Annotated in this window: 9 protein-coding genes and 1 pseudogene; 9 read left to right on the plus strand and 1 reads right to left on the minus strand. The window is 44.8% G+C overall.

Annotated elements, in window-relative coordinates; all coding sequences use genetic code 11:
* Positions 1-15: 15 nt before the first annotated feature.
* From SATMO3_RS06965 to SATMO3_RS06995, 7 genes and pseudogenes are all read left to right on the plus strand, one after another.
* Positions 16-1014 carry a sigma-54 interaction domain-containing protein gene (locus tag SATMO3_RS06965; protein WP_371379394.1) on the plus strand — a complete coding sequence of 333 codons (999 nt, stop codon included), beginning with the start codon at positions 16-18 and terminating at the stop codon, positions 1012-1014.
* Positions 1015-1612: 598 nt separating this feature from the next.
* Positions 1613-2923 (plus strand): MFS transporter, encoded by a 1311-nt coding sequence (locus SATMO3_RS06970; protein ID WP_371379397.1) that lies wholly within the window; start codon positions 1613-1615, stop codon positions 2921-2923.
* Positions 2924-2992: 69 nt separating this feature from the next.
* Positions 2993-4327, plus strand: a complete 1335-nt coding sequence (locus tag SATMO3_RS06975) for an S-layer homology domain-containing protein (RefSeq protein WP_371379401.1) — start codon at positions 2993-2995, stop codon at positions 4325-4327.
* A gap of 33 nt (positions 4328-4360) precedes the next feature.
* Entirely contained in the window at positions 4361-5566 is a 1206-nt protein-coding gene (locus SATMO3_RS06980; RefSeq protein WP_371379404.1) for an S-layer homology domain-containing protein, read from the plus strand.
* Between the two features lie 66 nt (positions 5567-5632).
* A complete protein-coding gene (locus SATMO3_RS06985; RefSeq protein ID WP_371379407.1) occupies positions 5633-6385 on the plus strand; it encodes an SDR family NAD(P)-dependent oxidoreductase in 753 nt (250 codons plus the stop codon).
* 76 nt (positions 6386-6461) lie between these two features.
* Positions 6462-7463: pseudogene (locus SATMO3_RS06990) on the plus strand (hypothetical protein); the annotation flags it as partial.
* 117 nt (positions 7464-7580) lie between these two features.
* Positions 7581-8408, plus strand: a complete 828-nt coding sequence (locus SATMO3_RS06995) for an FAD-dependent oxidoreductase (protein WP_371381678.1) — start codon at positions 7581-7583, stop codon at positions 8406-8408.
* An 86-nt stretch (positions 8409-8494) separates the two neighbouring features.
* Here the strand turns inward: SATMO3_RS06995 and SATMO3_RS07000 are convergent, their stop codons facing one another.
* Positions 8495-9421: a LysR substrate-binding domain-containing protein gene (locus SATMO3_RS07000; protein ID WP_371379410.1), complete on the minus strand. Its 927-nt coding sequence runs from the start codon at positions 9419-9421 to the stop codon at positions 8495-8497.
* Between the two features lie 836 nt (positions 9422-10257).
* Between SATMO3_RS07000 and SATMO3_RS07005 the strand changes: the two genes are divergently transcribed.
* Both SATMO3_RS07005 and SATMO3_RS07010 read left to right on the plus strand, forming a co-directional pair.
* Entirely contained in the window at positions 10258-11091 is an 834-nt protein-coding gene (locus SATMO3_RS07005; RefSeq protein WP_371379413.1) for a methyl-accepting chemotaxis protein, read from the plus strand.
* Between the two features lie 21 nt (positions 11092-11112).
* Positions 11113-13482 (plus strand): pyruvate formate lyase family protein, encoded by a 2370-nt coding sequence (locus SATMO3_RS07010; protein WP_371379416.1) that lies wholly within the window; start codon positions 11113-11115, stop codon positions 13480-13482.
* Positions 13483-13489 lie beyond the last annotated feature (7 nt).

Consider the following 13489-nt stretch of genomic DNA (forward strand, 5'->3'; position numbering starts at 1 on the left):
GAGGAGTGAGAAGCATTGAATTATGTCAGCACAACTCTGATTGGTGAAAGTGCGGAAATGAAAAAAATTAGAAAACTAATACAACATATTGCTCAATCTGATGCTACTGTTTTGATCACCGGTGAATCCGGCAGTGGTAAAGAGGTTGTAGCCAGTGAGCTCTATTGTAAAAGTAACCGGCAAGGGCTACCTTACATAAAAATAAATTGTGCGGCTTTTCCTGATTCTTTAATCGAGTCGGAACTATTTGGCTATGAGCAGGGCGCTTTTACCGGTGCGTCAAGTAATGGAAAAATGGGTATGTTTGAAATGGCTAACAAAGGTACTATTCTGTTAGATGAAATTAGCGAGACGCCTTTGATTTTACAAGCTAAACTACTACGGGTTCTCCAGGAAAAGGAATTTATACGAATAGGCGGAAGAAAATCCATAAAATTAGATGTGCGGGTTATCGCCACCAGTAATCAGGATATGTATGAACTGATCAAACAGGGAAGATTCAGGAAAGATCTGTTCTACCGGCTCAATATCATACCGATCAGCCTGCCGCCTTTACGGGAAAGAAAAGAAGATATCCCCTTGCTGGCGCATTACTTTCTAAATAGGTTTAATATAAAATATGGTATGGAAAAGCAGTTGGACAATTCGGCAATTAAGGCAATGATGAAGTATGATTGGCCTGGAAATATCAGAGAACTGGAAAATGCAATAGAAAGAATTGTCGTCAGCTCTGAGGACGAGACCATTACGCAAAACGACCTGCCTTATAGTAACAGAGCAAATGTTTTGGTAAAAGGTAATTTTGGCAGATCAATAACACTTAGAGAGGCATTGGATACATTTGAAAGAGAATTTATCCAGAATGCATTGGAGCATTGCGGCAGCACTTACAAAGCGGCAAAAGTTCTTGGCGTTTCTCAGCCTACGGTATTTAGAAAGGCAAGGGCGTTAGGAATAAATTTAGTCAACGCCGCTCCTGCATTGCTATTATTTTCAGGTATGACATTATTATAAAATTGCAACAGGCCTGTTAAATCAGTCAAATGAACATTTGACTGGTTTTTTATTTGCGCGGAAACGGGAGTTCTTTAGTAAAGTTTTTTCGCTTGCAATACAATTATGAATTACAATTCAATTACGAATTAAATAAATATCGTGAAAAATAAAGAATGGTGAGTTTAAAGTCCCCTCAAAGTCTATATAAAAGGTTAGCTTCTCTTACTTAAGTATAAATATGAAGTTTAATTTAAAATATTTTGACACTATTTGTACTGAAATTAAAGTACAATAGATGCGTTTTGGACAAATTTGTCTTCTTATAAAAGACGAATAGGAGATTGACTGAGTTCTGCAAGCAGAGCTATTGATGCGCTGGCATGACAGTTGCATTAAAGCTTATTGTGAAAACAGTATCTTTTAATAAAACGAAGAACAGGAGGTGGTTTAGTGATCCCAATAGAGAAAACGTCTTGCTGTTAGCGGAATTTGAAATGCAGGCAGGATTGGATGCGATAAGTAACCAGGAAGGAATAGTTGGGAAGCCATGAGCATGGACGAAGCATGACGAAATCCTGTAGCTTTGGTTTCCAAGGATGAAGAGGAGGATTTTTTTATGAATGAATGTGATCTTGCAAATGCTGAAGCCCGGTACCCGGCATTTCGCTGGTTAGTATTGGCGGCTGGAATTCTCATGATGTTTATGAGTATGTTGACCGCCTTGGCAGTGGCCCCGCTAATGGGAGTAATTGCTCCAAGCCTTGGGATTGATATCGGAACGGCCTCCTTTGGCATTATGGGGTTGAACTTGTTCTCAACAGCAATAAGCGTCATTATTGTAGGCATTCTTGTGGATAGGATCGGAATTATGAAGGTTATGACCGGCAGCTTGCTATTGTTGCTGGCAGTACATCTTGCCTACCCGGTAATTGGGTATACATACAATGCCGTTGTGGGTTTGCGAATACTCACAGCGTTGGGTGGAGCAGTAGGCCTGATAGCGATTAATCCGATCGTATCCCAGTGGTTTCCCGTTAAAGAAAAAGGACTGGCGTTAGGCCTGAATTGCCTTACTATGCTTGGCGGAATGGCTGGCTTTACCGTTGGTCCGATGTTTGCCGAAAGAGCCGGCAGTTGGCAGACGGGCTTAGCCTGGTTAAGTTATATCCTGGTTTTGGGTATCATTTTTTTACTGTATGTCACGCTTAATGAGAAGAAACATCAGCCTCCTTCTTTGGTCTCGGTAAGTAATAAAGAGGCTTGTGAAGGAACTTGTGAAACGGAAGAAAGTTTTAGCAAAGTGCTCTTACATTGTCCGCCCTTTTGGATTGGCTTGGCTGTTATGGCACTGAGTAACTGGGCGAACAACGCCTTTAACGATCTTTCGCCAAGTTTCCTGGCAATTGCTCCGCCGCTTGGTGCCGGTTACGGACCGGAGGTTGCCGGCCGTTTATCTTCCGGAGCATTTTTTGGATCTATGTTTGGCATATTTTGTTCCGGCCTGGTTATTGATAAGGTCTTCAAGGGACGTTCCGGAATGCTGGTTGCAATAGGTTTTATTTGCAGTTTGGTATTTTACAACGGAATTTTGCTGCCGCAAATTCACGGTAATATGACCACCCTTTCCGCCTGGTTGCTATTAGCTGGTTTTACTGGTCCATTTACAGCTGTCGGCAACCAATATTTTGCCATAAAAAATTTTTCTCCTCACGTCATGGGAAAAGTGACGGCCTCCTGGACATGCATCAGCAATTTCACGGGTGCGTTTGGCGTAATGGCCGGTTCTTATGCACTTCACCATACAGGAACTTATGTTATGTCTTTTGGTATTGTAGCGTCGATTTGTGTACTGGGTTTGGTAGCAGCTGCTGTGGTTATCTCAAAGGAACGGAGTGCAAAGATCGACTCTGCCGGTGTCCAGGCGTAAAGCTTAACTACATGTGGTAAACCAAGTAATAATTGTGGATTGACCTAACAGTGAAGAAGGGGGCAGAGTATGAAAAAATTATTTATTGCTCTTTTGATGTTAGTACTGACATTGGGTGCTGCAGGCTCAACGTTTGCCGCTAATGAGAATCCCTTTAATGATGTTCCGAAAAAACACTGGTCTTATGAAGCGATTGATAAATTGGCTACGGATGGTCTACTGGAGAGCAACTCCACCAAAACGTTTAATGGCGATAAAGTGATTACCCGCTACGAAATGGCCAAATTAGTTGCTAAGGTGATGTCTAAAGCGGACAAGGCCAATGCCAAGGACAAAGCCCTTATTGATCGCCTGGCCGGTGAATTTGCCGATGAGCTGACAAGTCTTAATGTCACAGTTACCAAGCTGGAAAAGGACAGTGAGAGAATAAATATCGGCGCGTTTGCTATGCTGAAATATGACCATCGAACCAATCCTGGCTTACTCAAGCGGATTAACGCCGACGGCGGTTTCGGCGGGAGCCGGGTAGATGAGTTTAACGACGTAATCCGGGGTGGTTTTAAATTAGTTGTCTTTAGTACCTATAAATTATCTGACACCTGGACGGTTGAGACTGTCGGGGAATTTACCCGGGGCATGCAGGATGGCAGCAGTACGCCCGCGAACCGGGACCAGACCAAAATATTTTCGATAAGTGGTAAACTTGACGGAATGGATCTTAAGGTTGGGCGTTTCCATTATGTTGATGCCTGCTCCGGATATGTTATCGGTGAGGATATGTCCGGCGTGCAAGCCCGTTTCGGCAAGGTAGCCAAAATTACTGCCAATGCCGGCTGGCTGTCGCGGTATGATCTTCTTAATAATCCGGGATGGACCGTAGATCCATTGTTTGGCTACGACATTCAGGGATATACCGGCGACGGTAAAGGTCCCAGATATCAAGCTGTTGATATTACTTACCCCATTTCCAGGACGACGAATATCGCTGCTGCCTATCATCGCCTGAGCAAAGACAGCATGTCACGTCATATAAATGAAGCCGGTTTTGACACCCAGCTAACTGAAAATTTAAAGTTTAAGGCTGCTTTCTCTAAATCCAGTGCGGACACTGATAACGACGGCTACTTTGCAGGACTGGATTATGGCCGTGCCGACTTCTTTAAACCGGGAACCTGGGATGCCCATTTATATGTTTCCAAAACCGATGCTACTGCGTCAATTGCTAACAATTACGATTCGGAAGATGGTTATTATGGCTCGAAAGCGGTTGAGATTGGCGGCAACTATACTCTTCGTCCGAAAGTAATGCTTGAAACAAAGTACATTATCCAGAAAGGCACTAAGGCCAATACCGATTGGAAAGACAAGTTCTTCCGTCTGCAGTTTAACTTTATGTTAATGTAGTTACCGACAAATAAACGTTAAGGAGAGAAGAATATGAAAAAAAGTTTGGTTCTGATCGTTGCGCTTGTATTCATATTGGGTATTGCCGGTAGTGTTTTTGCGGCCAACCCCTTTACCGACGTCCCTGCAGGTCATTGGTCGTATAGTGCGGTTAGCAAACTGGCTGCTGAGGGAATTATTGACGGTATGGGCGATGGCACTTTCCAGGGGGATAGAACTCTCACCCGTTATGAATTCGCCACTTGTATCGCCAGGGCAATTGCCAGAGAAGACAAAGCTAACGCTGCACAACGGGAGCTTATCGAAAAGCTGGCCGACGAATACAAAGCCGAACTGGAAGGGGTGGGCGTTCGAGTCAGAAAACTGGAAGAGAAAGCGCAAAAAATCGTGATTACCGGCAAGGCTCGCCTGCGGTACGATAACGTAATCGGCGGAGATAGTTCCGAGGGAGTTAAACATATCAACCTGGATTTGAACTATACGTATAACATTGGAGACGGCTGGGCCGTTAAAGCCGAAAGCGAGTGGACAAGGCTGCTTGATGATCCCAATGCTTCCGGTGATGATGATACTATGATGTCAGGTCAGTGCGAACAGCTTTATGTTACTGACGGAAAAAACCTCTTGGTAGGTAAACATGCCTATAAGCCTGGATACGGTTTGTCGTACTATGCTAAAATTCAGGGAGTTCAATATAGCTTTGGCGATAATATCAAGACAACCTTAAACTGGGGTCATACCAACAGCGATAAGGATAATGAGCGATTTCAGGCCGTTGACCTTGTGGTGCCTGTGAACTCTCGGACAAATGTCCGGGCCGATTTCCAGCGAATTGGGTCGGGTAGCGATTACAGCAAATATTACGGCGCCGGTTTTGACACTAAATTGGGAAACAGTTTCTTACTGCAGGCTGCTGCTTCCGAGGCGAAACCCGTAAATAATCCCGGGGTTAAATCAAAAGCCTATCTTGCCTCTTTGCAATATAAGACGGCGGATATCAGCATTGTCCACTCTAATGATATTTTTGTCGGCTATACCAAAATACCGGCCGATGTTGCCTATGACCGCAGCGACGCGGATGACTACAACTATACCGATGATTTTAAGGGCAGCCAGGTTGGTATTCACTATGTACCGATGAAAAATACATTGGTTACTGTTTGGTATATGGATGGCAAAACCATCAGCACAAGCAATAACACAAAAGTATATCGCGCCCAGGCGGAATTCTTTTTTTAAATGATAAATAACAGATTTTCAATGCTATACTGCAAAGGTTAGATGAAATACGGGAGGTCAATTGGTATGGATATAAGATTTGATGGAAAAGTTGCGGTTATAACCGGTGGGGCACGAGGAATCGGTTATGCCTGTGCAGAAGCAATGGTTGCAAGCGGGGCCAAGGTGGCGCTTATTGATATCCATGCCGGTAATCTGCAGCAGGCCGTCCAAAAGCTGCAATCACAGGGCACTGTCAGAGGATATCAACTTAATTTGGCAAAAGTAGCCGATATTTCCGGCATAATTAGTAAAATTAGAGAAGAGCTGGGGGAGATTGATGTCTTAATCCAGGCAGCCGGGATTTTGAGTGCAAGTCCGTCGGAGGACATTAGCCAGGACGAGTGGGATACCGTTATGAATGTTAATAGCAGAGCGGTATTTTTCATGATGCAGGCTGTAACCGACCAATCCATGAAACCACGCAAAGCGGGATCGATTGTCAATTTTGCCTCAATTGCCGGTGTTCGCGGAATGATGCCGCCCCTGTGCTCGGCCCATTACAGCGCCAGCAAAGGAGCTGTCGTGCAATTGACCAAACAGGGCGCCGTCGAATGGGGTAAGGATAACATCCGGGTAAATGCAGTAGCCCCGGGGGGAGTCATGACGGAAAATATGAAGGCTCCACCGGCGGCGCTTGAACAGCTCATTCCGCTTAAACGCCTGTCTCAACCCAGTGAAATAGCGGCTGGTGTCTGTTTTCTTGCCAGTGATGCCGCAAGTATGATAACAGGACAAATACTTGTTATTGATGGCGGCGGTTCTGCCGTTGGCTTTTAAAGACAAATAGTCATTAGCGACTTCTGTTGAGACAGGCGTTCTACCATAGTCAGCAATTATAAGGAGGAAATTTATTGTGAGTCTCAAATATAAGCATCTTTTAGCACCATTGGAAGTGGGGGGATATGTTCTAAAAAACAGAATGTCGGCATCCAATTCACTGCCGCATTTCTTGCAGGGACCGGAGCCTTATCCGGCGGATTCGGTTATTACACATTTTGCGAACAAAGCCAAGAGTGGTGCGGCCATTGTCACTTGCATGGGGATTAATAATTTCACCCGGGGCGCCAAGCTTCCCATGGATTTTGATGTTGCTCACTTCCCGGACTTTGATCTTTATGACCCAACCTGCCAGAACTATTTGATGCAGCTTGCCGATGCAATTCATTTTTATGATTCCATCGCCTGCATGGGCTTTTTTGTTGGGCCGGCCTCCGATTATCCCTTATTGGACGGGGATTCGCTTAAAATGATTGATGCGCATAAGGCGGTCAGTGAGTATGATGAAGTTACCCTGGAATTGATCGCGGACAGTTATGCCGAACAAGTAAGCATTCTCAAGCGTCTGGGCTTTGATATGGCTTCCATTCATTTCGCGTATCGCGGGCAACTGCCTTCCCAGTTTCTGTCGCCGTTGACTAATAACCGCACCGACAAATTTGGCGGCAGCCTGGAAAATCGCGCCCGGTTCCCGCTGATGGTCCTGGAGCGCATTCGTAAAGCGGTTGGACCTGACTTTATTATTGAGTGTCTCCTGAGTGCGGAAGAGCCTGCGGGAGGATATACTCTGGATGATACGGTCGCCTTCCTGAAGATGGCGGAAAAATATATCAACATTGTTCAATTGCGGGCGCCGGTAGTTGATCCGGCCCACCCAACCGGCTTTAACCCGGCGGCGGAACCCTTTGTTCACTATGCCGAGTATGTAAAAAAGAGCGGCGCAAATGTGCTTGTTGCCACAATCGGCGGCTATCAGGACCTGAATACTTGCGAAGAAATAATTGCAACCGGTAAAGCGGATATCATCTCTATGGCCAGAAGCTGGATCAGTAATCCCAATTACGGTCAGCTGGCTTATGAAGGCCGGCAGGAAGATGTGGTTCCCTGCCTGAGATGTAATAAGTGTCATGGACGAGGCAAAGAGGATCCGTTTGTCAGTGTATGTTCAGTTAATCCCCTCATCGGTCTGGAGCATATGATTGACAAACTCGTTGTTGCACCCGCCGCCTCAAAGAATATCGCTGTTATTGGCGGCGGACCCGCGGGAATGAAGGCCGCCATGGAACTGCATGACCGGGGGCATAAGGTCACGCTGTTCGAGGCTGCCGATGCGCTGGGCGGGGCGATCAAACATGCTGATTATGTAGATTTTAAGTGGCCGCTGAAGAAATTTAAAGACTACTTAATCCATCAGATAGCCAAGCGGGACATTGTTGTCCGTTTAAATACCAAGGTAACCCCCGAACTGCTCAAAGGGAAAAATTACGATGTTATTTTGGCAGCGCTGGGAGCGCAGCCTATCAAGCCGCCAATCCCGGGTATTGATAATGAACGTGTGGTGTCTGCAAACGATGCGTTCATCAACCCTGACGCCTTGGGAAAGAATGTTGTAGTGATTGGTGGCGGCGAAGTCGGCGTAGAGGCCGGAATGGTTTTGGCGAAAAAGGGTCACAACGTTACGGTATTAGAACTGCGTGATATGTTGGCGGCAGATGCAACTATCATTCATTACCGGTCGATGTTTGAAGAAGCCTGGGAAGCATTGGATACCTTCCGTTATATTCTGAATGCATGCTGCTATGCTATCAAAGGCAATGAAGTTATCTACACTGATAAAAATGGGGAAGAAAAAGTCATCCAGGCCGACAGTGTTGTTGTATCTACCGGAATGAAGGCAAATAAAGCTGAAGCCTTGGAGTTCTACGGAATTGCTGATAGATTCTATATGATTGGAGACTGCAAAAAGCCTGCCACTGTGCAACAAGCTATGCGTAGCGCCTTTTCTGTTGCAGTCACTATTTAATTTTTAAGGAAAAAAGAATCCATCATACCGGCAGGTAATACCGGTATGATGGATTCTTCTAACTTATCAAGCAAAAGTTGTAAAGCTTAAGGTGTCTCTGTATCGGAGCTGCCAGGGAGACGGCTGCTGACAGTTTCAAATTCACTTAAAAAGGGAAATACGGCAGGAGTGGTACAATCGGTTCGCCAGGCGAGTACGACATCCAGCCGGCAATCTGCCCCTGTTAGATCAATGTATCGAATGGCGGGATTGGCGTAGACCTGCGTATGGCGCGGCATAATAGAAATCCCCAGGCCCATCTCAATCATCATAAATACTGCATCGAGACGAGTACTTTGGCGAACTACATTCGGGGCAAATCCGCCGGCTTTACATATTTCCATTACATGTTCGAAGCTGTCCGGCGTGTGTTCGGGGGAAAGCAGAATAAAGGGTTCGTTGGCTAGTTGGGTAATATCAATATTTTTTTCGTTGGCGAGTGGATGGTTATGAGGTAATACGGCAGAAACTGTATCACTATATATGGGCTTCCAGTTAAGCTTGCTGGAATTGGTAGGAAGCTCCATGGACAATGTAAAGCCAATATCAATATCGCGGCGGAGAAGGGCGTCTGTTAACATTCTGGCATTTTCGTAGGAAGAGAACTGTAATTGGATTTTTGGATGAACGCAATTGAAATGCATCACAAATGGCACCAAAAAAGGTTTTACAGCCGCACCTAAAAAGCCGATGTTAACACAGCCGGTCAAACCTGAAGCAGCCAAACGGATTTTTTCCAGGGTCTCCTCATAACGGGCAAGGAGAATTTGTGCTTCTTCCAATAGCAGGTTACCTACGGCAGTTAGCTGAACAGAATGTTTATTTCGCACAAACAGCAGTACATTTAATTCCTGTTCCAATTCAGAGATATGCCTGCTAAGTACTGGTTGAGTAATAAATAAATTTCTTGCGGCCACACTGAAGTTCAGATGCTTAGCAAGCACGACGAATTCACGCAAGTGACAAAGCTCCATAAGTCCTCCCAATTTGTTATGCAATCCCACAGAATTCGATATTTCAAACGGCAGTTTCGCATTTATTAAAATGTTTGCCGCAAAATAGAAGTATGAATCTGTTACTGGATATAACATAAAAATAGCAGAATATTCAATTCCGCAAGTGCAATTTAACAGTTAAACCAATGATTCTACTTGATTCATAATTATACTATGAATTTTATATTTATGGAAAGATCGAAAAATTTAAAAATAGATATTACTGGAATGAATCCCTTAATTAGACTTTTGTTAAAGTCTGATTAAGGGACTCATTTTTATATTTTAGCCAAATTATTAGTGATTTTCATGCAAAAAACTGTTCTTGCTGATAAATAGTTCTATCTGTAATTCTTTTTATGCATAAGAACAAACACAATAAGTATTACTTTTTTGTAAGGCATTCTTGCCTTTTTTTGGCTGTCCATGCTAAATGCTTCTCTTGTTGAGGCAGTGAAAAAGGACTTTAAAAGATGTACGGCAACATCCGGAAAAGAGTGAAACTCGTCATTCTTATTTTGCATAAGAAGCCGCCGTATACAATATTTCCATTACCAGTCAATTTGTAATAATATGAACACAATCAATGGTTTAATGGTGTAAGAAAAGAGGAGGAAGTAACGCTTGAAAGCGGTTGATAGAAAGACATAAGATTAACTTTCTAATATTTCAGATTATAGCTGCAAGGAGGAAAAGGGTAATACGAAAGTCATGTTATTTTGCAGACATCGCTAATCGCAATAGTTTAACGATGCCTGTGAAATGAAACGTAGCGTTATCGTAGGACTGGGGTAATTTATAAAGAGGTGTTATATGTGAGAAGGCTGGATGCGGTAGTTGCGGCTGCGGAAATTATGCAAATGGTTTGTCCTTTAGATTGCAGCGTACTGGTGATTGACCGGGATGGGGTTATCTTAACTTCGTTGCAAGCTGAGTTTCACCGGAAAAACCCGGCTATACCCGCGTTTAAGATCGGCGATAAGCTTCCGTCTGACGCTGTAACGTATGACTGTATAAGAGAAAAAAAGCCATTGACTATAATTGTTCCCAAAGAAGCTTTTGGGTTTCGCTGGAAAACACATAACTGTCCGATATTTGGCGAAGATGGGCAGGTTGAAGGAGTGATTGCTGTTGCAGTAAGTCTGGACGGCCATGATACTCTTAACAGCGCTGCTCAGGCTATTGCCGCTACAACCGAGGAAATGACCGCCAGTACCCAGGAACTGGGAGCTAACGCCGTTAGTCTGGCTAAAGAGCTGGAGAAGGCAAAAACCGGTGGTGAAAACGTACTGGCTAGAATTAACAGAACAGATGATATCCTGAGATTTGTCAGTGACGTTGCCGCCAATTCAAATTTGCTCGGTCTAAACGCGGCGATTGAAGCGGCCCGGGCCGGTGAAAAAGGGCGAGGCTTTGCAGTGGTGGCCGAAGAGATACGTAAAATGGCGGCCAACAGTGCTCAATCAGTAAGCGAAATTAAAAAAATTCTATTGGACATACAGAAAGAAACAGTAGTAGTTGTAAAAACAATCCAAAATACGGCGGAGATTAGTGAAAAGCAGGCCGCGGCAATGCAAGAGATTTCTTTAACCATGGAATCACTGGCTGCTACTTCTGTTGAACTTGAGGAACTCGCGCAAAAAATGTGAGATTAAAAAGGAGATTGGAACATGGAAGCTAGTGCAAGAGTATTAAATTTGCGGGAAAAGATGCTTTCAATGCCAGAGGTGTGCATTGAGCGAGGTCTACTAATGACCGAATCCTATAAACAGACGGAAAGCCAGCCCCACGTAATCAGAAGGGCTATGTCCGTAGCCAATATTCTTCAGAAAATGAGTATTTGTATTGACGGAGGAGAACTCATTGTCGGCCGTGGCTCCAGTAAACAGCGCGGCGGCGTTATGACGCCGGAGCTTAACGCCGGCTGGTATTTGGAAGAAATGGACGACCTGTCGACAAGAAGTGTTGATAGATTTGCCCCTATTTCGGAAGCCGATAAGGCTAAAATGCGAGAATTTATGCCCTACTGGCAAGATAAATCACTACTGGATATGTGGACTGCGCGGATACCGGAAGACATACTGAAATTAAACAACCTGGTGCAGGGCGGCGGTGCTTTCTGCGGCAACAATCAGTATTTTGGCCACTCCAGTGCCGATTATAGCGTAATCATTACTAAAGGAATAAAAGGCATCCAACAGCAGATAAAGGATGAAATAGCAAAGTTAAACCTTGCCGACGTAGCAGACTTTGAAAAATACCAGTTTCTAAAAGCGGCTAACATTACATTGGAAGCCACGGTGGCATTTGCCAAACGGTATGCCGAGCTTGCTGCCGGTATGGCGGCAAAAGAGACTGACAGCCAAAGAAAAAAGGAACTGGAAAGGATTGCTGAAACCTGCAACCGGGTTCCTTATCATCCGGCGAGAAATTTCTATGAAGCCTTGCAGTCTATGTGGTTTGCCTATCTGGTAATTATGATTGAAGGCATGGGGCCGGGAAATGGCTTTGGCAGAGTGGACCAGTATTTGTATCCGTTTTATAAAAAGGACATAGACGAAGGAGAAATCACCGATGCCGAAGTGATCGAACTGATTGAACTGCTGTATGTCAAGTGCAACGGTTTGATTATAATCTATCCTTCCAAAGCAGTGCGTTTTTTTGCCGGCCTGTCAACAGGAGCTAATTTTATTTTAGGCGGAATAACCGAACAGGGCAAAGATGCGGTTAACGCGCTTTCCTACCTCTTCCTTGAGGCTGAAAAAGACATAGCGCTAAACTCTGAAGATATTATTGTCAGAATTCACAAAAAGACGCCGGATGCATTTGTGATTAGAGCCTGCGAAGTGGCTTATAAGCTAAGCGGGAAAATTAAATTCCTGAGTGATGAGACAACCATCCAGCAGCTTGTGCGTGACGGGAAACCCTTGGAGCTTGCCAGAAATTACGGCGTAACCGGCTGCAACAGTCCGACTGTACCGGGGCATTCGCTGGATATCCCCGGTGGAATGGTAAATATGCCATTCTTGCTGGAACTGGCACTAAATAATGGCGTTTCCCGCATGACAGGGCAGCAAATCGGACCACAAACAGGAGAGCCGAAAAAATTCAACTCGTTTGCAGAGGTTTGGCAGGCCTTTGCTAAACAGGTGGAAGCGTTGATGCCGGCAGCCCTGTTGTTCAGAAATGTTGACAAGCAGCTATTCGGCGAGTATTTGCCTATTGTTTTTGAGTCCTCCCTGTATGAGGAATGCATTAAGAAGGGACTGGATGTATTTAATGGCGGAACGGCGCCGTACATCAGCTATGCTGTTTCTTTAGCGGGTACCCCCAATGTTGGCGATTCCCTCGCCGCAATTAAAAAAGCAGTGTTTGAAGATCAAAAGATCACCATGGAGCATCTGATTGATGCATTGGATAAAAACTTTGAAGGGGAAGAACAGATTTTGCATATCCTGTCGTCGGCCCCGAAGTTTGGCAATGATGATGAATATGTTGATTCGATTGTTAATGATGTAATTGTGCTTGGCAGCCGGGAAGCAGGTAAGATCAAAGGTTTTAAAGGTGCAGTGTCCAACTGCGCGGCAGGCACGGTTACGGCTAATATACCGTTAGGATTTGTTGTTGGTGCTTTGCCGGACGGCCGCAAAGCCGGAACGCCGATTGCCGAGGGGGGGATATCGCCGCATCAAGGCCGCAATGTTTGCGGACCTACCGCGACCCTTATGTCGGTAGCCAAGCTAGACCATACCCAAATTACCAACGGCTCTGTTCTTAACATGAGATTTAGCCCGGATGCCTTTAAGGATGCCGGCAAGATCAAAAAGTTTGCCAATATGATCAGAGCCTTCTGTGAGACGGGCGGATATCTTGTTCAGTTTAATATTGTAAGTACCGATACGCTGCGGAAGGCCCAGCAGGACCCGGAAAAGTACAAAGATTTACTGGTGCGTGTGGCAACCTACAGCGCTTACTTTGTGGAACTCAGTGCCGAGCTGCAGAATGACATTATAGACAGAATGGAATTTCAGGAGTGTTAGGAAGGAG

Origin of the sequence: Sporomusa aerivorans, assembly GCF_041428895.1 — a bacterium.
GTDB lineage: Bacteria > Bacillota > Negativicutes > Sporomusales > Sporomusaceae > Sporomusa > Sporomusa aerivorans.